19 protein-coding genes are annotated in these 21996 nt (G+C 71.3%); 9 read left to right on the forward strand and 10 right to left on the reverse strand.

Annotated features, from left to right (window positions below):
* Nucleotides 1–41: 41 nt before the first annotated feature.
* Nucleotides 42–590 carry a DUF6114 domain-containing protein gene (locus tag AC27LF_RS31795; RefSeq protein WP_479657323.1) on the forward strand — a complete coding sequence of 183 codons (549 nt, stop codon included), beginning with the start codon at nt 42–44 and terminating at the stop codon, nt 588–590.
* Nucleotides 580–1989: a hypothetical protein gene (locus tag AC27LF_RS31800; RefSeq protein WP_479657322.1), complete on the forward strand. Its 1410-nt coding sequence runs from the start codon at nt 580–582 to the stop codon at nt 1987–1989. The genes AC27LF_RS31795 and AC27LF_RS31800 overlap by 11 nt, the downstream gene beginning before the upstream one ends.
* A gap of 214 nt (nt 1990–2203) precedes the next feature.
* Here the strand turns inward: AC27LF_RS31800 and pyk are convergent, their stop codons facing one another.
* The 3 genes from pyk to pta form a co-directional block, all read right to left on the reverse strand.
* Nucleotides 2204–3634 (reverse strand): pyruvate kinase, encoded by a 1431-nt coding sequence (gene pyk / locus AC27LF_RS31805; RefSeq protein ID WP_479657321.1) that lies wholly within the window; start codon nt 3632–3634, stop codon nt 2204–2206.
* Between the two features lie 108 nt (nt 3635–3742).
* Nucleotides 3743–5005 (reverse strand): acetate kinase, encoded by a 1263-nt coding sequence (locus tag AC27LF_RS31810; protein ID WP_479657320.1) that lies wholly within the window; start codon nt 5003–5005, stop codon nt 3743–3745.
* Nucleotides 5002–7104, reverse strand: coding sequence for a phosphate acetyltransferase (gene pta, locus AC27LF_RS31815; protein ID WP_479657319.1), 2103 nt, complete (start codon nt 7102–7104; stop codon nt 5002–5004). Before pta ends, AC27LF_RS31810 begins: the two co-directional genes overlap by 4 nt.
* 188 nt (nt 7105–7292) lie before the next feature.
* Between pta and AC27LF_RS31820 the strand changes: the two genes are divergently transcribed.
* Complete coding sequence (locus tag AC27LF_RS31820; RefSeq protein ID WP_479657318.1) at nt 7293–8318, forward strand: ATP-dependent 6-phosphofructokinase; 1026 nt, start codon at nt 7293–7295, stop codon at nt 8316–8318.
* 354 nt (nt 8319–8672) lie between these two features.
* Here AC27LF_RS31820 and AC27LF_RS31825 read toward each other — a convergent pair whose 3' ends face one another.
* From AC27LF_RS31825 to AC27LF_RS31840, 4 genes are all read right to left on the reverse strand, one after another.
* Nucleotides 8673–9512, reverse strand: coding sequence for a carbohydrate ABC transporter permease (locus AC27LF_RS31825; protein WP_479657317.1), 840 nt, complete (start codon nt 9510–9512; stop codon nt 8673–8675).
* A gap of 4 nt (nt 9513–9516) precedes the next feature.
* On the reverse strand, nt 9517–10467 hold the full coding sequence (locus AC27LF_RS31830) for a carbohydrate ABC transporter permease (protein WP_479657316.1): 951 nt from the start codon (nt 10465–10467) through the stop codon (nt 9517–9519).
* A 13-nt stretch (nt 10468–10480) separates the two neighbouring features.
* On the reverse strand, nt 10481–11854 hold the full coding sequence (locus tag AC27LF_RS31835) for an extracellular solute-binding protein (protein WP_479657315.1): 1374 nt from the start codon (nt 11852–11854) through the stop codon (nt 10481–10483).
* Nucleotides 11855–11975: 121 nt separating this feature from the next.
* A complete protein-coding gene (locus tag AC27LF_RS31840; RefSeq protein ID WP_479657314.1) occupies nt 11976–12881 on the reverse strand; it encodes a 5'-methylthioadenosine/S-adenosylhomocysteine nucleosidase in 906 nt (301 codons plus the stop codon).
* 31 nt (nt 12882–12912) lie between these two features.
* On the opposite strand from AC27LF_RS31840, the gene AC27LF_RS31845 reads away from it, so the two are divergent.
* Nucleotides 12913–13470, forward strand: a complete 558-nt coding sequence (locus tag AC27LF_RS31845; RefSeq protein ID WP_479657313.1) for a hypothetical protein — start codon at nt 12913–12915, stop codon at nt 13468–13470.
* Between the two features lie 9 nt (nt 13471–13479).
* On the opposite strand, the gene AC27LF_RS31850 is transcribed toward AC27LF_RS31845, so the two are convergent.
* Both AC27LF_RS31850 and AC27LF_RS31855 read right to left on the reverse strand, forming a co-directional pair.
* A complete protein-coding gene (locus tag AC27LF_RS31850) occupies nt 13480–14166 on the reverse strand; it encodes a response regulator (protein ID WP_479657312.1) in 687 nt (228 codons plus the stop codon).
* On the reverse strand, nt 14163–15941 hold the full coding sequence (locus AC27LF_RS31855; protein WP_479657311.1) for a sensor histidine kinase: 1779 nt from the start codon (nt 15939–15941) through the stop codon (nt 14163–14165). The genes AC27LF_RS31850 and AC27LF_RS31855 overlap by 4 nt, the downstream gene beginning before the upstream one ends.
* 121 nt (nt 15942–16062) lie before the next feature.
* Between AC27LF_RS31855 and AC27LF_RS31860 the strand changes: the two genes are divergently transcribed.
* Nucleotides 16063–17484: a cation:dicarboxylate symporter family transporter gene (locus AC27LF_RS31860; RefSeq protein ID WP_479657372.1), complete on the forward strand. Its 1422-nt coding sequence runs from the start codon at nt 16063–16065 to the stop codon at nt 17482–17484.
* Between the two features lie 421 nt (nt 17485–17905).
* On the opposite strand, the gene AC27LF_RS31865 is transcribed toward AC27LF_RS31860, so the two are convergent.
* Nucleotides 17906–18523 (reverse strand): TetR/AcrR family transcriptional regulator, encoded by a 618-nt coding sequence (locus AC27LF_RS31865; protein WP_479657310.1) that lies wholly within the window; start codon nt 18521–18523, stop codon nt 17906–17908.
* A 120-nt stretch (nt 18524–18643) separates the two neighbouring features.
* Here AC27LF_RS31865 and AC27LF_RS31870 point away from each other — a divergent pair, with 120 nt between their 5' ends.
* The 4 genes from AC27LF_RS31870 (at nt 18644) to AC27LF_RS31885 (ending at nt 21994) form a co-directional block, all read left to right on the forward strand.
* Nucleotides 18644–20317, forward strand: coding sequence for an MFS transporter (locus AC27LF_RS31870; protein ID WP_479657309.1), 1674 nt, complete (start codon nt 18644–18646; stop codon nt 20315–20317).
* Between the two features lie 108 nt (nt 20318–20425).
* Nucleotides 20426–21190: a DUF2127 domain-containing protein gene (locus tag AC27LF_RS31875; protein ID WP_479657308.1), complete on the forward strand. Its 765-nt coding sequence runs from the start codon at nt 20426–20428 to the stop codon at nt 21188–21190.
* A gap of 46 nt (nt 21191–21236) precedes the next feature.
* Nucleotides 21237–21665: a MerR family transcriptional regulator gene (locus AC27LF_RS31880; protein ID WP_479657307.1), complete on the forward strand. Its 429-nt coding sequence runs from the start codon at nt 21237–21239 to the stop codon at nt 21663–21665.
* Nucleotides 21662–21994: a thioredoxin family protein gene (locus AC27LF_RS31885; protein WP_479657306.1), complete on the forward strand. Its 333-nt coding sequence runs from the start codon at nt 21662–21664 to the stop codon at nt 21992–21994. The genes AC27LF_RS31880 and AC27LF_RS31885 overlap by 4 nt, the downstream gene beginning before the upstream one ends.
* The last annotated feature ends 2 nt before the right edge of the window (nt 21995–21996 follow it).

Genomic DNA, 21996 nt, shown 5'->3' on the forward strand with positions numbered 1-21996 from the left:
CATCACCATCACAGCAATGCCGTACCAGGGAGCTGTTTTCCATGAGCGCCGAGACTCCTGCCGTTACCGGCCAGTTCCATCGCCGTAGGCTGCAGTTCCGCGCCTGGCGAGGGAACCGCCCGTTCTGGGCGGGCTTGTTCGTCCTGTTCGGCGGCTTTCCGATCATGTACTTCCCGTACGCGCATCTCCAGATCGGGCATCTGACCCTGGCGATGGCAACCACCGCCGGAGCCGGGTCCCTGATCATCGGTGTGCTGCTCGTCGTCCTCGGTATCAGCCTCTGGTTCCAGCAGCACGTGCGGACCTTCGCGGGAGTCGCCGCGATCCTGCTGGCGCTGGTGTCCATCCCCGTGTCCAACTTCGGCGGCTTCATCATCGGTTTCCTGTTCGCGCTGATCGGCGGGGCGATGGCCGTGGCCTGGGCGCCGGGCGTACCGCCTGCGGCGCAGCCGGCCGAGGCGGGCGGCGCGGGCGCGGGGGACTCCCCGGAGGCCGTGCCCGGCAGTGCGACGGGCCCGGGGTACGAGGCGAACGACCTGTCAGGAACGAGCCCGGGCAACGGGGCGAACGGGAGGCACAGTGCCGGCTGACGAGGTGACCCACGGGACTCATGTGGACGCGTCCCGTGTGAGAACCGGGCCGCGTCACGCGGCACCCAAGAAGCCGCTGTTCACCAGGTTCCACATGCCGGCGGGCAAGGCCATCGCCACCGTGGCGATGCCCACGGCGGTCCTCATGGGCATGGGGTTCACGTCCACGCTCGCCCTCGCCGACAACAACGACACACCGCCGTCGTCGAAGAGCCTGACGGCCGACGAGTACAAGGACTGTGTCACCGCGCTGGACGACTCCAAGGGCACCTCGGCCTCGCCGTCGCCCACCGGTTCGCCGAGCGCGAGCGAGTCCGCGGACCAGGCGACGCCGACGCCGACGCCGTCGGCGACAGACGGCGCCGGTGGCGCCAAGGACGCCTCGGGCAACGCCTCTTCGTCGGATTCAGGTTCCGACGACAAGGCCGCGCCGAGCCCGTCCGCGTCCAAGTCGGCGTCCTCGGCGGGCGGTTCTAACGCCTCCGACTCTGCGTCGGCCGCCGCATCCGACAACAAGGCCACGCCCAGCCCGTCGGCGTCCACCGGCGGCGGGAACCTGCTCGGCACCATCGGCGACGCGATCACCGGCATCCTCACCGGCGGTTCGGGCTCCGGCTCCTCGGCGAGCGCGAGCCCCACGCCCTCCGCGTCGGCGTCCACGGCGGACTCCGGCGGCAAGGACTCCGGCGGGGGCAAGGACTCCGGCGGCAAGGACTCCGGAGCCGGCGAGGACGCGGGCGGCAGCGCCGCCGACACCGTCAAGGACACGGCGGGCAAGGTCACCAAGACGGTGGAGGACACCGTCAAGGGCACCACCGACAAGGTGTCCGAGGCGGCCGGGGACACCACCGACGCCGTACGCGAGGCGGCCGGGCCGGCCACCTCCTCGCCCAGTCCGTCGGCCTCCGCCTCCGCGTCCGCCGACGACTGCCCGGTCGCCACGGACGACACCGGCGGCGTCGACAACGCGGTGCCGGTGGCGGACGACCCCTGGTACCTGGACGCCAGCTCGCTGCTGCTCAAGAGCGCCGACTACCAGGGCATCGTCGAGGTCAAGTGCGCCAACGGCACCACCAAGAAGGTGCTGAAGTACGTCATCTCCGGCGGCACCGACATCGGTGATCTGCACCAGACGGTCAAGGACAAGCAGGCGGGCAAGACCTACCACGTGCAGGCCGCGGCCGGCTCGACGTCCACGATCCGCGAGGGCGACACGGTGATGTACACGGAGAGCATCTCCGGCAACCTCTTCGGCCTGATCCCCGTGACGTTCAGCCCCGACAGCCCACCGCCGCTGAACATCCCGCTGATCTACTTCACCCACGTGAAGGTCACCCAGGCTGCCCAGTTCGGAGGCACCCTGCACATACCGGGCATGCACGTGTACACCACAGACTGACACCCCTCACAAGCCCGCCCGGGAGCCGCGGAACACCGAGGGCGCCCCCTGTTCGCAGGGGGCGCCCTCGGTGGCGTGCGGGGTACGCGTCGGTTCGACTGCGCCCCGAAGGGGCGCGGGGCTGTATCGACATGCGGCTCCGCCGCGCGGGCCCGCCCAGCCACGACGGTGCCGCGGACGACCGACGGCATGGCGCGGCGCCCCAGCGGAGCGCTCAGTCCCTTTCGCCGCCGCCCAAGTGGTGGACGCGGACCATGTTGGTGGTGCCGGTGACGCCGGGGGGTGAGCCGGCCGTGATGATCACGGTGTCGCCCGCGTCGAAGCGGCCCAGCTTGGTGACCTCCTGGTCGACCAGGTCGACCATCTCGTCGGTGCTGTTCACGAACGGCACGACATGCGATTCCACGCCCCAGCTGAGCGTCAGCTGGTTGCGGGTGGACTCGTCCGTGGTGAAGGCGATGATCGGCTGGACGGCGCGGTAGCGGCACAGCCGGCGGGCGGTGTCACCGGACTTGGTGAAGGCGATCAGGCCCTTGCCGCCGAGGAAGTCCGCGATCTCGCACGCCGCCCGGGCGACCGAACCGCCCTGCGTGCGCGGCTTCTTGCCCGGCACCAGCGGTTGCAGACCCTTGGAGAGCAGTTCCTGCTCGGCCGCCCGGACGATCTTCGACATCGTCTTGACGGTCTCGACCGGATAGGCGCCCACGCTCGACTCGGCGGACAGCATGACCGCGTCGGCGCCGTCCAGGATCGCGTTGGCCACGTCGGACGCCTCGGCGCGGGTCGGACGGGAGTTGGTGATCATCGACTCCATCATCTGGGTCGCCACGATCACCGGCTTTGCGTTGCGCCGGCACAGTTCGATCAGGCGCTTCTGCACCATGGGGACCTTCTCCAGCGGGTATTCGACGGCCAGGTCGCCGCGGGCGACCATCACGCCGTCGAACGCCATCACGACGTCCTCCATGTTCTCGACCGCCTGCGGCTTCTCCACCTTGGCGATCACCGGGACGCGACGGCCCTCCTCGTCCATCACCTTGTGGACGTCGGCCACGTCCCGGGCGTCCCGGACGAAGGACAGCGCGACCAGGTCGCAGCCCATGCGCAGCGCGAACCGCAGGTCCTCGATGTCCTTGTCGCTGAGCGCGGGCACGTTGACGGCAGCGCCGGGCAGGTTGATGCCCTTGTGGTCGGAGACGACGCCGCCCTCGATGACGATCGTCCGCACCCGCGGCCCCTCGACGTCCACGACCTTCAACTCGACGTTGCCGTCGTTGATCAGGATCTGGTCGCCGCGCGAGACGTCGCCCGGCAGGCCCTTGTACGTCGTGCCGCAGATGCTCTTGTCGCCGGGGACGTCCTCGGTGGTGATGACGAACTCGTCGCCGCGCTCCAGTTCCACCGGACCCTCGGCGAAGGTCTCCAGGCGGATCTTCGGGCCCTGGAGGTCGGCGAGCACGCCGATGGCGCGGTTGGTCTCCTTGGACGCGGCACGGACGCGGTCGTACCGCGCCTGGTGCTCGGCGTGGCTGCCGTGGCTGAAGTTGAACCGGGCCACGTTCATGCCCGCCTCGATCATGGCGACGAGCATCTCGTGGGAGTCGACCGCGGGGCCGAGAGTACAGACGATTTTCGAACGGCGCATGGGGCGATCCTATCGGTTTGTTTCGCTACGGAATATTCCGTCTGATGGAAGACACAAATGGGCGGGTTCACGCTCAGGCGAGTGCCAGGCGAGTGCCGGTCGAATTCCTCAGACGCCCTTTCCGACCAGTGCGTAGGTCTGTTCGGCGATCTCCAATTCCTCGTCCGTCGGAACCACGGCCACGGCGACCCGCGCGCCCGGCGGCGAGATCAGCCGGGCCCCGTCGCCCCGCGCGGCGTTCAGCTCCGGGTCGACGCCGAGGCCCAGCCCCGCCAGGCCCTCGATCGCCGCCGCCCGCACCGGGGCGGCGTTCTCGCCGACGCCGGCGGTGAAGACGACCGCGTCCACCGTGCCGAGTACCGCGTAGTAGGCGCCGATGTACTTCTTCAGCCGATGTACGTAAATGTCGAAGGCGAGCCGCGCCCCGGCGTCGCCCTCCTCGATCCTGCGCTGAATCTCCCGCATGTCATTGTCGCCGCACAGGCCGAACAGACCGCTCCTCTTGTTGAGAAGAGTGTCGATCTCGTCCATGGACATTCCGCCAACGCGCCGCAAATGGAAGATGACGGCCGGATCCAGGTCACCGGAGCGGGTTCCCATCACCAGCCCCTCCAAGGGCGTCAGTCCCATCGAGGTGTCCACGCACCGGCCGCCGCGGACCGCCGAGGCCGACGCCCCGTTGCCCAGGTGCAGCACGATCACGTTCACCTCCCGCGGCGCCCTGCCGAGCAGCCGCGCGGTCGCCCGGGACACATACGCGTGCGAGGTGCCGTGGAAGCCGTACCGCCGCACCCGGTAGCGGTCCGCCAGCTTCGTGTCGATCGCGTAGCGGGCCGCGTACTCCGGCATCGTCGTGTGGAACGCGGTGTCGAAGACCGCGACCTGCGGCAGGTCCGGGCGCAGCGCCCGGGCCGTGCGGATGCCGGTCAGATTCGCCGGGTTGTGCAGCGGCGCGACCGGGATCAGCCGCTCGATCTCGGTGAGCACGGAGTCGTCGATGACGGTGGGCTCCGTGAAGAACATGCCGCCGTGCACCACGCGGTGCCCGATCGCGGCCAGCTCCGGCGAGTCGAGGCCGATGCCGTCCCGGGACAGCTCCCCCGCGACGGCCTTCAGGGCGGCGTCGTGATCCGCGATCGGCCCGTTCTGCTCACGGGTCTCACCCGTGGTGCGGCAGGTGTGCCTGAGCCGGGAGGTCTGCTCGCCGATCCGCTCCACCAGACCGACGGCGAGCCGGCCGCCGTCGCGCATGTCCAGCAGCTGGTACTTCAGCGAAGAGGAGCCGGAGTTCAGGACGAGGACGCGGGACGCGCCGGCGGCCGGGAGCGGTTGGCCGGACGGCGTCGTGGTGGGCGACGGGCGGGAGGTCACTGGGCGGCTGCCTTCTCGTGCGGGGCCGGCGCGGGGCTCTGGGCCTGGACGGCCGTGATGGCGACGGTGTTGACGATGTCCTGCACGAGCGCGCCCCGTGACAGGTCGTTGACCGGCTTGCGCAGACCCTGCAGCACCGGTCCGACGGCGATCGCGCCGGCCGAGCGCTGCACGGCCTTGTAGGTGTTGTTGCCGGTGTTCAGGTCGGGGAAGATCAGCACGCTGGCCTGCCCCGCCACCTCCGAGTCCGGCAGCTTGGTCGCGGCGACCGTGGGTTCCACCGCGGCGTCGTACTGGATCGGCCCCTCGATCTTCAGATCGGGCCGCCGCGCCCGGGCCAGCTTCGTGGCCTCGCGCACCTTGTCCACGTCGGCGCCCGAACCGGAGGTGCCGGTGGAGTACGACAGCATCGCGATCCGCGGCTCCACCCCGAACTGCCGCGCGGTGGCCGCCGACTGGACGGCGATGTCGGCGAGCTGCGCGGCGTCCGGGTCCGGGTTGACCGCGCAGTCACCGTAGACCAGCACCTTGTCGGCGAGACACATGAAGAACACCGACGAGACGATCGAGGACTCCGGGCGGGTCTTGATGATCTCGAACGCGGGCCGGATGGTGGCCGCGGTGGAGTGCACGGAACCGGAGACCATGCCGTCCGCCAGGCCCTCCTCGACCATCAGGGTGCCGAAGTAGTTCACGTCCGCGACGACGTCGTGCGCCAGCTCCGCCGTGACGCCCTTGTGGGCGCGCAGCCGGGCGTACCGCTCGGCGAACGCCTCGCGCAGTTCGGAGACGGCCGGGTCGATCAGCTGCGCCTCGCCGAGGTCGATGCCGAGGTCGGCGGCCTGCTTGCGGATCCGGTCGACCGGCCCGAGCAGGGTCAGATCGCACACGTCCCGGCGCAGCAGCACCTCGGCGGCGCGCAGTACGCGCTCCTCGGTGCCCTCCGGCAGGACCACCCGGCGCCGGCCGGCGCGGGCCTGCTCCAGCAGCTTGTGCTCGAACATCATCGGGGTGACGCGGTCGCTGCTCGGCGCGGAGACCCGGCCCAGCAGATCACCGGTGTCCACGTAGCGCTCGAACAGGCCGAGCGCGGTCTCCGCCTTGCGCGGGGTGGCCGCGTTCAGCTTGCCCTCCAGGGAGAACAGCCGCTCGGCGGTGGGGAAGCTGTTGCCGGCCACGGACAGCACCGGGGTGCCGGGGGCGAGACGGGCGGCCAGGGTGAGGACCCCCTCGCTGGGGCGCTCGTTCAGGGTGAGCAGGACGCCCGCTATCGGCGGGGTGCCTGCGCTGTGCGCGGCCAGCGAGCCGACGACCAGATCGGCGCGGTCGCCCGGGGTCACCACGAGACAGCCCGGGGTCAGCGCGGCCAGCAGGTTGGGCAGCGTGGCGCCGCCGAAGACGAAGCCGAGCGCGTCCCGGGCGAGCCCCGAGTCGTCGCCGAGCAGCACCTCGGCGCCCAGGGCCTGGCCGATCTGCGCGACGGTCGGCGCCGCGAGGGCCGGGTCGTCCGGCAGCACGTAACAGGGCACCGGCAGCCGGTCCGCGAGCTGACCGGCCAGCTCCTCGCGGTCGTCCCGGGCCACCCGGTTGGCGACCATCGCCGGCACGTCGCAGCCGAGGCCCTGGTAGGCGCGGAAGGCGTTGCGGGTCTCGGCGAGCACGGACTCGGTGCTCTGCCCGCGGCCGCCCACCACCGGGATCACGGAGGCGCCGAACTCGTTGGCGAGCCTGGCGTTGAGGGCGAGTTCGTCGGGGAGCTGGGTGTCGGCGAAGTCGGTGCCGAGCACCAGGACCACGTCGTAGTCGCGGGCCACCAGGTGGAAGCGGTCGACGAGCGTGGACACCAGTTCGTCGGTGCCCTGCTCGGCCTGGAGCGTGGACGCCTCGTGGTAGTCCATGCCGTAGACGGTCGCCGGGTCCTGGGAGAGCCGGTAGCGGGCCCGCAGCAGTTCGAAGAGGCGGTCGGGGTGGTGGTGCACGAGCGGACGGAACACTCCCACCCGGTCGACCTGCCGGGTCAGGAGCTCCATGACCCCCAACTCGACGACCTGGCGGCCGTCGCCGCGGTCGATCCCGGTGACGTACACACTGCGGGTCACGCGTGCTCTCCGTTTCGTCTCGCATTCGTCTCGCACAAAAACGCCCACCAGGGTGAGCGGAACCCCCTTGACAATACCGTCGCCCGCGGATAAGGCGCCCGTCAGGACGGGGTGCCGCGTCCGCTTCCGGGACATGAAACAATCGGACTGGCTCACCCGCGTCGACAGCGAGCAGGAGACACAGCAGGATGCGCATCGGAGTCCTCACCGCAGGCGGCGACTGCCCCGGCCTGAACGCCGTGATCCGGTCGGTCGTGCACCGGGCGGTCACGAACTACGGCGACGAGGTGATCGGCTTCGAGGACGGCTACCGGGGACTGCTCGACGGCCACTACCGCACCCTCGACCTCGACGCGGTCGGCGGCATCCTCTCCCTCGGCGGGACCATCCTCGGCTCCTCGCGCCTGGAGCGCGACCGGCTGCGCGAGGCGTGCGAGCGGGCCACCGACATGGTCGACGAGTTCGGGATCGACGCGCTGATCCCCATCGGCGGCGAGGGCACGCTGACCGCGGCCCGGATGCTCTCCGACGCGGGCCTGCCGGTCGTGGGCGTCCCGAAGACGATCGACAACGACATCTCCTCCACGGACCGCACCTTCGGCTTCGACACCGCGGTCGGCGTCGCCACCGACGCGATGGACCGGCTCAAGACCACCGCGGAGTCCCACCAGCGTGTGATGGTCGTCGAGGTCATGGGCCGGCACGCCGGCTGGATCGCCCTGGAGTCCGGCATGGCCGGCGGCGCCCACGGCATCTGCCTGCCCGAGCGGCCGTTCGACCCGGGTGACCTGGTCAAGATGGTCGAGGAGCGGTTCGACCGCGGCAAGAAGTTCGCCGTCATCTGCGTCGCCGAGGGCGCGCACCCCGCCGAGGGCACGATGGACTACGGCAAGGGCGAGATCGACCAGTACGGGCACGAGCGGTTCCAGGGCATCGGCACGGCCCTCGCGTACGAGCTGGAGCGGCGGCTCGGCAAGGAGGCCAAGCCGGTCATCCTGGGCCATGTCCAGCGCGGTGGCACGCCGACCGCGTACGACAGGGTGCTCGCCACCCGCTTCGGCTGGCACGCGGTGGAGGCCGCGCACCGGGGCGAGTTCGGCAGGATGACCGCGCTGCGCGGCACCGACATCGTGATGGTGCCGCTCGCGGAGGCGGTCACCGAACTGAAGACGGTCCCGAAGGACCGCATGGACGAGGCCGAGTCGGTCTTCTGAGCGTTCGGGCGCTGCCGGTGCGGCCAGTGGCGTGGGCGTTCGCGGTTCTCTTCCAGTGTGCGTGCGATCCGGCCCGCCGTCGGCGTGAAGAGCCCGCCGGCAGGGCGATCCAGACCCCCGCGAGCGTGGCGACGCCCGCTGCCAAGGTGATGGCGAAGGGCGTGCCGGATTGCCGTCGCGGGAGTGCGGCTGCTGACGGCGGGCGCCGCGTGGACGGGGCGGCGACGGTGTGCGGCGAGGGGGCGGGTCGTGGTGGCGGCGATGGTGCGGGGCGGATGGCGGGCGGGTTCCGTGTGGGGCGCGTTGCGGGCCTGGGACGGTGGGGTTCCGTGTGTGGCACGCGGGGCGGCGGGGTCAGCCCTTGACCGCGCCGCCCAGGGCGAAACCGCCTCCCAGGCGGCGTGCGACCAGTACGTACAGCAGGATCACCGGCGTCGAGTAGACCACCGAGAACGCGGCCAGCTGCCCGTACGCCACCATGCCCCGGTTGCCGAAGAACTCGTTGATGCTCACCGAGGCGGGCATCTGGTCCGGGCTGAGCAGCAGCATGAACGGCACGAAGAAGTTGCCCCACATCATCACGAACGAGAAGACGGTGACCACGGCGACCCCCGGCCCCATCAGCGGCAGCACGATCCGCACGAGTGACTGCAGCGAGGACGCGCCGTCCGTCCACGCCGCCTCCTCCAGCTCCTTCGGCACGCCGTCCATGAAGTTCTTCATCAGCCAGATGGCGAACGGGAGTTGAGAGGCCGCGAAGAACAGGATCGTGCCCTGCAGGGTGTCGATGAGGTTCACCTGGACGAACAGCGCGTAGACCGGGACCATGATCGCGGTGATGGGCAGGCTGGTGGCGAACAGGATCGTCAGCAGGAACGGACGGTTCAGCCGGGAGCGGAACCGGGACAGCGGATAGGCCGCGAGCGCCGCGCACACCACCGTCAGCAGGGTCGCGCCGCCGCACAGGATCAGGCTGTTGAGCAGCGGAGTGAAGGTGACGTCCGCGTTCAGAATGGCGTCGAAGTTGTCCAGGGTCAGCCCGTCGGGGACCTTCACCCTGAGATCGGCGTGCCGGTCCAGGGAGGACAGCACCACCCACAGCAGCGGCAGCGCGAAGGTGACGGCCGCGACCAGCAGGCCCGCGTCGGCGGCCAGCCGGTGACGGGTGCGGCGGGACGCGAGAGTACGGGGCATGGCGTCAGACCTCCGTCCGCAGCAGGCGCAGATAGACGACGGAGAACAGGGAGCCGACCAGGAGCAGCAGCAGCGCCACCGCGGTGCCGTAGCCGATCATGCTGTTCTGGAATGCCTGTTCGTACATGAACAGGGGCAGGGTCTGGCTACGGTCGCCCGGCCCGCCCCGGGTCATCACCCAGATCAGCCCGAACACCGACAGCGTCTGCAAAGTGTTGAGCATCAGGTTCGTACCGATGGAGCGGCGGATCATCGGCAGCGTGATGTGCCACATGCGGCGCCAGCCGCTCGCGCCGTCCACCTCGGCCGCCTCCGTGATCTCCTTGGGGATCTCGCCGAGCGCCGCCGAGTAGACCAACATCGAGAAGGCGGTGCCCCGCCACACGTTCGCGAACGACACCGCCAGGATGGGCAGCGTGAACAGCCAGTTCTGGGACGGCAGATGCAGCCAGTCCAGGACGGCGTTCAGGGTGCCCTCGCGGCGGAAGAAGGCGTACAGCAGGAAGGCCGCCACGACCTCCGGCAGCACCCACGCCGTGATCACCACGGCGCCAGTCAGCGTGCGCACCGGTTGCGAGGCGCGCCGCATCAGCGCGGCGAGCGCCAGACCCAGGGTGTTCTGGCCGACCAGCGACGACAGGACGGTGAACACCAGCGTCAGCCACACCGCGTTCAGGAACTGCTCGTCCTTGAACGCCCGGCGGAAGTTGGCGAACCCGACGAAGGACGCGTGCGCCTGGCCGGTCAACTGGAGGTCGGTGAAGGCGATGTAGGCGCAGTAGGCGATGGGGCCCGCCAGGAACAGCAGCAGGACCACCAGGGCGGGGGTCAGGGGCAGCGTCCGGGTGAGCGCGCGGCGCAGCGACCCGGGGGCCGGCCGCGGCGCCGGTTCAAGGGGCGTGGGGTCCGGGGCGGCGGGCGCGACGCCCGGACCCGCGTGCGGTGCGGTGGTCATGGCCGCTCGCCGGTCACTTCTCGATGACCCGGTTGTCGGTCGCGGCCTTCAGCGCGTCGTCGTACGCCTTCGCCGCCGCGTCGACCGATGTGTCGCCCGTCGTCACGCCCTCCATCGCCTCCTGGATGGCGGTGGAGACCTTCGGGTACGCCGGGTAGGCGGGCCGGTAGTGCGTGCTCGCGACGAGGTCGGTGAAGAACTTGATGCCGGGCTGCGCCGCGACATAGGAGGGGTCGCTCGCCACGTCCTTGCGCACGGCGATGCCGGAGTTGGCGATGTACCACTTCTGCGCGTTCGGTTTCGTCTGCATCACCTTGACGAAGTCGAAGGCCAGGTCGGGGTTGCCCGCCTTGGCGGGGATCGCCCAGGTCCAGCCGCCGGACATGCTCACCTTGCCGGGGGCCTGGCCGTGCTGGGTGGGCATGGCGGCCAGTCCGAGCCGTTTGGACCACTCGGGCCACTCGTGGCCGCTGCCCGGCAGCCAGTCCTGCGGGAGCCACGAGCCGTCGAGGTCGATGCCGAGCTTGCCCTGGGGGAGGAGTTCGCCGCGCACCCGGGTGCCGAAGTTGGGGTCGAGGGCGTCGGCCACGTCCGGGCCGAGCTTTTCCTCGAAGACGGTCTCCACGAACGTGAGGGCGTCCTCGAAGCCCTGCCCCGCGGTGATCCACTTCTTGGACGCGGTGTCGTACAGCGGATCGGCGCCGCCGTCGCCGGTGCCGTACAGCAGCATCTCGAAGCACTGCATGGTGGCGGCCTCGCCGGCCGGCTTGCCCGTGTAGATGTTGAGCGGGGTGACGCCGGGCACCTTCCGCTTGATGGTGCGGGCGGCGTCGAGCACGTCGTCCCAGGTCTTCGGCTGCCAGTCGGCGGGCAGCCCGGCCTTCTCGAACACGCCCTTGTCGAACCAGAGTCCGCGGGTGTCGGTGCCGTCCGGGACGCCGTACGTCTTGCCGTCCTCGCCCCGGGCCGCGGACTTGGCGGTGTCGATGAACTGGTCCCAGTCGGGCCACGCGTCGAGATAGGGGTCGAGGGGCTTCAAGTACCCGCTGGTGATGTCCGAGTTGATGAGGAAGGTGTCCTCGTAGACCAGGTCGGGCGCGGTCTTGGGGGAGCGGAGCATCTGCTGGAGCTTGGTGTAGTACTCCGAGTCGGCGGCCTTGACGGGCACGAACTCGACCTTCTTGCCCGGGTACTTCTTCTCGAACTGCTTCTTGATGTCGGCGAGATAGGTGTCCATCACCTTGATCGAGTTGTCCGTCGACTGCTTGAAGCTGATCTTCACGGTGTCGGGACTGCTGCCGGACCCGCTGCCGCACGCGGTGAGCGCGGTGGCGGCGAGGCCGGCGGCGAGGAGGGCGGTGAGGGCGGCGGTGGGGCGCACGGGCATGACCTCCTGCGGGCGCACGGCGGTGTGGCCTGGTGGTTCCGTGACGGTAGGAGGAGTGGTCTAGTCAGGTCAATGCATGTGCGGCGGATTGGCAGCGGTGCCCTCGGGTGATCCGGGGGTGTCAGCGGCGGTCGTCGGTGCGGCCGGTGCGGTCGGTGTGCACCGTCTTGCCGACGACGGGTGCGTGGAAGGTGCCGCCCCGGAAGTCGATGTGGTCGCCGCCGTAGGTGACTTGGGCGTCCGCCTCGGGGCCGGCGGGGGCGTCGCCGTCCGCGGGGGTGTCGCTCTCCGCGGTGGTGTCGCCCTCCGGGGCGTGGGTGCGCAGGAGCGCCACGGCGACGGCCGCCGCCCGCGCCGCGGCCCGCTCCTGGGAACCGGCGGCGTCGGCCCGCTGCTTGTCCGCGTCGGCGCGGTCGCTGATGCCGCGGATCACCAACGCGTCGACCTGCCCGCTCAGATGGGCCGCGTGAACCGCTCCCGAACCCTCCATCTCGATCGCCGCGGCGTCGTTGTAGTGCTCCCGCAGCCGCCGGGCGAGATCGGAGCCGGCGTCGGCCAGGACCACGTCACCGGTGGCGACCGGCTTGAAGTGCACGCGTACGCCCGGCATGTCCCGTACGGCCGAACGGGCCGCCTGCACCAGCGCGTTGGAGCCGAACCAGCCCTCCGGGCGGACCAGCAGGCCCTCGGGCGTCTGCTTGCCGCCGTGGACGGCGTACACCTTGGTGCCCACCACCACGTCACCGAGGGCCACATCGTCCTTGAGGGCACCCGCGACGCCGACGAACAGCACCGCCCGCGGACGCAGCCAGTCGATGAGCGGACCGGTGAGCGCGGCGGCGGTCCGCGCGCCCTCACCCAGTTCGGCGGTCGCCACCCGCCAGGAGCAACCGGGCAGCCGTCCCACCTCCACCCGCGTCCCGCCCGTGTGCACCCGCTCCCGGCGCCCCGTCACATGAGCGCGCACCGCCGCGTACTCCAGTGCGAGCGCGGTCAGGACCAATGCGGTGGGCGGTGTCTGCGGCACACTCTTAAGGTAGCCGGGGGAAGGGGCGCGAGTGCCGGAACGAGACGTCAGCGTGGGCCAGTTGCTGCTCACCGAGTACCAGGCCGTCAAGGACGAGCAGAAGAGCCGGATCGGCTTCCGCGACAATCTGCTCTACGTCACCCTCACCGTGGTGGCCGCGGTCGTCGCCGCTGTCGCCCAGGCCGGTCGGCCCGCCATGCTGCTGGCCCTGCCCCCGGTGTGCGTGGTCCTCGGCTGGACCTACCTGGTCAACGACCAGAAGATCTCGGCGATCGGTGCCTATGTGCGCGACGAACTGGCGCCTCGGCTGGCCGAACTGGCCGACGCGGAGGCGACGGAGGTCTTCCGCTGGGAGACGGCCCACCGGCAGGACGCCCGGCGCCTGTCCCGCAAGGCCGTGCAACTGGTGGTGGACCTGCTGGCGTTCTGCGCGGTGCCGGCCAGCGGACTCGTCGTGTACTGGGTTGCGGGCGGGGCGTCGGCGGGGCTGGTGTCCCTGTCGCTGCTGGAGGCCCTTGCGGTGGGCGGACTCGGCCTGTACATCGTGCTCTACGCCGTGCCCTTGCGTCCGGCGCCCGAGGCGGACTGAGCGCTCACCTCACTGCCCCGTCACCCACCGGTACTGCAGTTCCGGGCGGCCCACCGTGCCGTACTGCGGGCTGCGGGCCGCCCGGCCCGTGTCGACCAGGTGTTCCAGGTAACGGCGGGCCGTGATGCGGGAGATGCCGACCGCCTCGGCGACGCCGGTCGCGGTGAGCCCGCTGGTGTGGTCGCGCAGGGTCACCGTGACCCGCTCCAGGGTGGGCGCGCTCAGGCCCTTCGGCAGCGCCGCCGGGCTCGGCGCCCGCAGCACCGCGAGCGCCCGGTCCACCTCGTCCTGCCCGCTGGCCTCGCCGGCCGCCGCGTGGAACTCGGCGTAGCGCAGCAGCCGGTCCCGCAGGGTCGCGAAGGTGAAGGGCTTGAGGACGTACTGCACGACCCCGAGCGAGACCCCTTCGCGCACCACGGTCAGGTCCCGGGCGGACGTCACCGCTATCACGTCGGCGTGGTGGCCGGCCGCCCGCATCGAGCGGGCGAACTGCAGGCCGTGCACGTCCGGCAGGTGCAGATCGAGCAGCAGCAGGTCCACCGGGGTGCGGTCCAGCACCCGCCGGGCCTCCGCGCCGGTGTGCGCCTTGCCCACGGCGACGAAGCCCGGCACCCGTCCGACGTACAGCACATGCGCGTCCGCGGCGACCGGGTCGTCCTCCATGACGAGGACCCGGATGGGCTGTCCCACCGTCATGCCCCACCTCGCGCCGCGACGCCGCCGCTCCTGCGAGCCGGCCCCGCCGTCCTGGCCAGCGGCAGCCGTACCTCGAACACCGCGCCGCCGGCGCCGCCCGCAGCACCTGCACCGCCCTTTTCGTTCTCCGCCACCGTCAACGTGCCCTCCTGCCGGGTGACCGCCTGCCGCACCAGCGCGAGACCGAGCCCACGACCCTGGGGCCCGGCCGGCTTGGTCGTGAATCCCCGCTGGAATACCAGCTCGGCATGGGCCGGATCCACCCCGCTGCCCGAGTCGGCGACCCGCAGCACCAGTTCGGCGCGGCCCCGTGCGGCCGTGCCGTCGGTGTCGCCGGTGTCTTCGGTGTGTTTGGCGTCTTCTGTGTCTTCTGTGTCTTCTGTGTCTTCTGTGTCTTCTGTGTCTTCTGTGTATGCCGTCACCGTGACCCGGGCCCCCACGCTGCCCTGGGCCGCGTCCACCGCGTTGTCGATCAGATTGCCGATGATGGTCACCAGGTCGCGGGCCGGCAGGCCCGGCGGGAGCAGGCCGTCGTCCAGCCGGCTCTCCGGCGCCACCACCAGCTCCACGCCCCGCTCATTGGCCTGGGCGGTCTTGCCGAGCAGCAGCGCGGCCAGCACCGGCTCGCCGACCGCGGCCACCACCTGGTCGGTCAGCGCCTGGGCCAGCTCCAGCTCGGCGGTCGCGAACTCCACCGCCTCCTGCGCACGGCCCAGCTCAATCAGGGAGACCACCGTGTGCAGCCGGTTCGCCGCCTCGTGGGCCTGCGAGCGCAACGCCTGGGTGAAACCACGCTCGGAGTCCAACTCGCCCATGAGCGACTGGAGTTCGGTGACATCCCGGAGGGTGGCGACGGTGCCGCGGCGCTCACCGCCGGACACCGGCGAGGTGTTGACGACCAGCACCCGGTCCGCCGTCAGATGCACCTCGTCGACGCGCGGCTCCGAGGCCAGCAGCGCCCCGGTGAGCGGTGCGGGCAGCCCGAGGTCGGCCACCGAGCGGCCCACCACCTCCTCCTTCGGGCCGACGCCGAGCAGTTCCCGCCCGCCGTCGTTGATGAGGGCCACGCGGAACTGGCCGTCCAGCATCAGCAGCCCCTCGCGCACCGCGTGCAGCGCGGCCTGGTGGTAGTCGTGCATATGGCTCAGCTCGGCCGCGTTCATGCCATGGGTGTGCCGGCGCAGCCGGGCGTTGATGACGTACGTGCCGACGCCGCCCAGCGCCAGGGCGCCGGCCGCGACCCCGGCCATGGCCGTGACCTGCTCCTGCACCCGCTCGCTGATGGCCTCGACGCGGATGCCCGCGCTCACCAGGCCGATGACCCGGGTGCCGTCCCAGACGGGCGTGACGGCGCGCACGGACGGACCGAGGGTACCGGTGTACGTCTCGGTGAAGGAGTGGCCCCGCAGGGCGGGCCCGATGTGCCCGAGGAACCTCCCGCCGATCTGTGTGGTGTCCGGGTGCGTCCACCGGATGCCCCGCGGATTCATGATCGTCACGAAGTCGACGCCGGTGTCCCGCTGGACCTGGAGCGCGTACGGCTGGAGCCGGGCCGTCGGGTCAGTGGTGTTGATCGCCTCCCGCACCGAGGGGGCGTCGGCTATCGAGCGGGCCACGGCCGTGGCCTGCCGGCCCGCGGCGTCCTCGGCCTGGCCGCGGTCGCTGAGATAGGTGAACAGCGCGTACCCGGCGACCACGACCGCGATCAGCACGGCCTGCATGGCGAACAGCTGGCCGGCCAGGCTGCGGGGTCGGGGCGGGGCGGGGAAGCGCATGTCGTCAGTGTGCCTCTCCGGTTAAGCGCGAACTAAATGAACGCAAGGGTGACCGCCCTCACAGACCAGGAGATAGTCACGGCATCCCCCATATCCCCCGGACGTGAGCCGCACGCCGGTGATGCCGACGAAGACGTCAAGGAGGGCAGCCGTGGCCGCCAGCACATCCGATACGGCACCTGCCGCACCCGCCGCGAAGCGGGACCGCACCCACTATCTGTACATCGCCGTGATCGTCGCGGTCGCGCTCGGCATCGCCGTGGGGCTCATCTGGCCCGACTTCGGGGTCGAGCTGAAGCCGCTCGGCACGGGCTTCGTGAACCTGATCAAGATGATGATCTCGCCGGTCATCTTCTGCACGATCGTGCTGGGCATCGGCTCGGTCCGCAAGGCGGCCAAGGTCGGCGCGGTCGGCGGTATCGCGCTCGGCTACTTCCTCGTGATGTCGCTCGTCGCGCTCACCATAGGACTCGTCGTCGGCAACGTGCTGCACCCCGGTGACGGGCTGCACCTGACCGACGCGATCAAGCAGACCGGGCACGCCCAGGTGGCCAGCGACGCGCTGCCGCCGGTGGACTTCGTGCTGTCGATCATCCCGACCACGTTCGTCTCCGCCTTCACCGAGGGGCAGGTCCTCCAGACCCTCCTGATCGCGCTGCTCGCCGGGTTCGCGCTGCAGGCGATGGGCTCGGCCGGCCAGCCGGTGCTGCGTGGCATCGAACACATCCAGCGGCTCGTCTTCCGCATCCTCGCCATGGTGATGTGGGCCGCGCCCATCGGTGCGTTCGGCGCCATCGCCGCGGTGGTCGGCTCCTCGGGCCTGGAGGCCCTGAAGAGCCTCGCGGTGCTGATGCTCGGCTTCTACATCACCTGCGTGCTGTTCGTCTTCGTGGTGCTCGGCGCGCTGCTGCGGGCCATCGCGGGGCTGAACGTCTTCGCGCTGTTCAAGTATCTGGCCCGGGAGTTCCTGCTGATCCTGTCCACCTCCTCCTCCGAGTCCGCGCTGCCGCGGCTCATCGCGAAGATGGAGCACCTGGGCGTCAGCAAGCCCGTCGTCGGCATCACCGTGCCGACCGGCTACTCCTTCAACCTCGACGGCACCATGATCTACATGACCATGGCGTCGCTGTACATCGCCGACGCCCTGGGTACGCCGATGTCGGTCGGCGAGCAGATACCGCTGCTGCTGTTCCTGCTGCTCGCCTCCAAGGGCGCCGCCGGCGTCAGCGGCGCCGGGCTCGCCACGCTGGCGGGCGGACTGCAGTCGCACAAGCCCGCGCTGGTCGACGGCGTCGGTCTGATCGTCGGCATCGACCGCTTCATGAGCGAGGCCCGTGCCCTGACGAACTTCGCGGGCAACGCCGTCGCCACCGTGCTGATCGGCACCTGGACGAAGGAGATCGACACGGACCGCGTCCGGCGGGTGCTCGCCGGTGAGCTGCCCTTCGACGAGAAGACCCTGCTGGACGAGGGCGAGCCGGCGTCCGAGCTGCCGGAGCGGCCGGGCAACGGCGACCACGAGAAGGAACTGGCCAAGGCGTAACGGCCCCGCCGGCCTTCGCCCCGCCCCCAACTACGGACACGCCCTTCCCCCGGGGCTTCACCCCGGCCCCGGCCCCGGACCTGTGGCTCCGCCGGGGTTGGGCCCGGCGGAGGCTCCGGACGTGTAGTTCCCCCGGGCTTCGGCCCGGCACCGACTCCGGACGTCCGGCCCGGCCTGAACCCGGGCCGGGCGTCCGGTCACCGCCCCGGGCGGCCGAGCATCCCCCGTTGCCCGGCCCACCCGGTTCCGTTGTGCGCCGGCCTCCTGGCACCGGGCCGCCCGTGCCGGCCGCGTTGTGGCTGGGTGCGCCGTTCCCCGCGGGTGCGTTGTGGTTGAGCGCGCCGTTCCCCGCGCCCCTGGGTGGGTTGTGGTGGGCCTGGGAGCGTAGGTGTGCCGGGGGTGCGTGGACGGGGCCGCTGGGTCAGCCGTTCAGGTCGGCCACCAGGGCGGTGGCTCGGTCGGGGGCCATGCCTGCTGCTGTCAGGACGCTGACCGCGGCGGAGCCGCCCGCCTCCGCGGGGGGCAGGAGGCCGTCGTTCACCGCCTCCATCACCGCGAACAGCATCTGCTCGTGGACGTACGCCAGCGCCGCCGCCGGCAGCGGTGAGCGGAACGTGCCCCGGTCCAGGCCGCGTTGGAGCAGTTCCGCGCACGCCTCGCGGACCGGGGTCAGGCGTTCCCGGATGCCCTGCACGGTGACCGTGCGCTGGGCCAGCGCCACCAGCAGCCGGTAGCGGTCGGCGATCTCCCACACCGCGAGCACCGAACGCGCCACCGCCTCGGCCGGGTCCTCGACGCCCGCGCGGCCCGCCGCGTGCGCGGCGGCCAGCGACTCCACCGCCCCGTCGGTGAGCGTGCTGATCAGCGCCTCCCGGCTGGGGAAATGCCCGTACACGGTCCGCCGTACGACACCCGCGGCGCGCGCGATCTGATCCATGGAGGCGTCGGGGTCGCGCAGCAGCTCGGCGAGGGCGACGTCGAGGATGTGCCGCCGATTGGCGTCGGCGCGGCTGGTGTGGCCCGTGGTCATGGCAGTCATTCTGCCCTCCCCTCGACTTGCACAGCACTGTGCATCTCGCATACCTTGCACAGTGTTGTGCAATTGCACTTCATTGTGCAACTGCTGTCGTGTGCATCCGCGAGGAAGGCGACCCCTGCCATGCGCTTCGTCATGAACCAGCCGGTCGACAGGACGGACCGCCCCTACCCCCGGCGCTGGTGGGCGCTCCTGGTGCTCTGTCTGAGCCTGCTGATCATCGTGATGGCCAACACCGCGCTCACGGTCGCGGCCCCCGACATGACCCGCGACCTGGGGCTGTCCAGCGCCGACCTGCAGTGGGTGATCGACGCCTACACCGTTCCGTACGCCGCGCTGATGCTGCTGCTCGGCGCGATCGGCGACAAGTACAGCCGGCGCGGGGCCCTCGTCCTCGGGCTCGTCGTCTTCGGCTGCGGTGCCGTCTCCGGTTGGCTCGCCGACAGCTCCACGGCCGTCATCGCGGCCCGCGCCGTGATGGGCGTCGGCGCGGCCCTCATCATGCCCGCCACGCTCTCACTGCTCGCCGCGACCTTCCCGCGCGCCGAACGCACCAGGGCCATCACCCTGTGGACGGCCACCGCCGGGCTCGCCATCGCGGCCGGACCGGTGGTCGCGGGCGCGCTGCTGCGCCACCACGGCTGGTCGTCGACGTTCCTGATCAACGTGCCCGTCGCCGCCGTCGCGATCGTCGCCGCCCTGGTCCTGGTGCCGCCGTCCAGGGCGGGCCACCACGACCGCATCGACCACGTCGGCGGGCTGCTGTCCGTCGTCTGGATCGGCTCCCTGGTCTACATGATCATCGAGGGTCCGCACTTCGGCTGGGACGCCAAGGCCGTCACGGCGGCCGTCGTCGCGGGCGCCGGCCTGGTCGCCTTCGTGCTGTGGGAGCTGCGCCATCCGCACCCGGTCCTGGACGTGCGCCGCTTCACGGGCCGCCGGTTCGCGGGCGCCAATCTGGCCGTCGCCCTCTTCTTCCTGGCCGTCTTCGGCGCCTTCTACTACCTCACCCAGCATCTTCAGTTCGTGCTCGGCTACGACGCCCTGGAGACCGGTCTGCGCATGCTGCCGCTGGCCGGTGCCGTCTTCGTCGGCGCGGCGCTCACCGGCCGGCTCACCCCGCGCATCGGCATGCGTCCGACGGTCACCGCGGGCATGGTCGCCGGCACGGCGGCGCTCGCCCTGCTGACCCGGGTCGACGCCGCCTCCTCGTACGGCGACTTCGTCGCCCCGCTCGTCGTCCTCGGCCTCGCCATCGGCCTCGCGCTCTCGCCCTGCACGGACGCCATCATGGGCGCCTTCCCGGAGTCCGAACTGGGCGTCGGCGGCGCCGTGAACGACACCTCGCTGGAGCTGGGCGGCTCGCTCGGCATCGCCGTCCTCGGTTCCCTGCTGTCCACCTCGTACGCCGACCGGCTCACGGACGCGACCCGCGGCACCGGGCTGCCGGCCACCGCGCTGGCCACCGCCCAGGACTCGGTGGGCGCCGGGTACGCCGTCGCGCAGGGCATCGGCGAGCGGGCACGGCACCTCGCCGAGCGGGCGGCGGACACCGGCGATCCGCAGCAGGCCGCGCAGCTCAAGGCGCAGGCCGGGCAACTCGCCGAGGGCGCCCGGCGGATGACCGATGCGGTCGGTTCCTCCTTCGCGGACGCGGTGGCCCGCACCAGCCTCGTCGGCGCGCTGATCCTGGGGGCCGGCACGGTCCTGGTGGCGCTGCTGCTGCCGGGCCGCTCGGCCGCCGCACCGGAGCCGGTCGAAACGGAGCGGGAGCTGACGGGCAGCAGGGCCGACTGAACGCCCCCGGCCCCCGCCTTCCCCGCCTCTCTTACTCGGGTGCACTACGGTGCCATGCCGGACGGAACGGCGCGGCACCGCCGCGGGCAGCTACGGAGGACACGGGGGATGGCGATCGACTGGAACCGGCGCACGTGTGCGCGCAAGGGCCATGTGACCTACGCCCCGGACGATCCCCGGCTGCGGGTACGGCTGCACGCGCGGACCGCGCTCGGCGAGGTCTGGCGGTGCCTGCGCTGCGGCGACTTCGTGCTCGGCGAACCGCACGGCTCGGGGCCCGCCGCCGACGCCCCGCTGGTGCCGCGCGGCAAGGTGCTGCGGGACCTGTTCATCCTGCGCTGCGTGGCCGTCGAGCGGGCGCTGCGCGGGGTGTTCGTCGTGCTGGTCGCGGTGGCCGTGTGGCGGTTCAGCAACAGCGAGAACGCGGTACGGCGGCTGTTCGACGAGTACCTGGACGTCTTCCGGCCGGTCTTCCGGCACTTCCACTACGACCTCGACCACTCCCCGGTGGTGGGCTCCGTCCAGAGGGCGTTCGGCTACCGGCACTCCACGCTGCTGCTGGTGGCGGCGCTGCTGCTGGCGTACGCGCTGATCGAGCTGGTGGAGGCGGTCGGCCTCTGGTACGCCAAACGCTGGGCCGAGTACCTGACGGTGGTGTCCACAGCGGTCTTCCTGCCGCTGGAGATCTACGAACTCGGCGAACGCGTCAGCTGGGTGAAGATCGCCACCCTCGTCGTCAACATCCTCGCCGTCCTCTACATCGCGCTCGCCAAGCGGCTGTTCGGCCTGCGCGGCGGACGCCGGGCCTACGACGCGGAGCGGCACAGCGCCTCCCTGCTGGAGGTGGCCCGGTCCGCGGGGGAGCCCGGCTGACCGACCGGTTGCCCTGACGCCGACGTCAACGCCTACCGTCGGGGACATGCGCATCGGCGAGCTGGCCGCACGGGCCGGGACCACCACGCGAACGCTGCGGTACTACGAGGCGCGGGGGCTGCTGCCCGCGCGCCGCGACGGCAAGGGCCACCGCGTCTACGACGAGCGGGACCTGCGGCTGCTCACCCAGATCCGGACGCTGCAGGACTTCGGGTTCGACCTGGAGGAGACCCGGCCGTTCGTGGAGTGTCTGCGGGCCGGGCATCCGGAGGGCGACTCCTGCCCCGCCTCGCTCGCGGTCTACCGGCGCAAGCTGGACGAGCTGGACGCCCTGATCGGGGAGCTGCGGGCGGTGCGGGCGCAGGTCGCCGGGCAGCTCGGGCGTGCGGAGCGGGCCAGGGCGGCGCTGGCCGCCGAGGCGCTGGTTCCGGGCGGTCCGGAACCGGAGTGCGAACTGGGAGGACACCGACGATGACCAGGACGCTCGGCGTGGCCGAGGTGACGGACGGGGACTTCACGGCGGAGGTGATCGAATCCGAGCTGCCGGTGCTGGTGGAGTTCACCGCCGACTGGTGTCCGCCGTGCCGGCAGATGGCGCCGGTGCTCGGCGCGCTCGCCGCCGAGACGAGCGACCGGCTGAAGGTCGTGCAACTGGACGTGGACGCCAATCCGGTGACCACCAACGCGTACAAGGTGCTGTCGATGCCGACGTTCATGGTGTTCCGGGACGGTGAGCCGGTGAAGGCGATGGTCGGGGCGCGGCCCCGGCGCAGGCTCCTGGAGGAGCTGTCCGACGTGCTGTAGGA

Source organism: Streptomyces diversicolor (genome assembly GCF_057537855.1).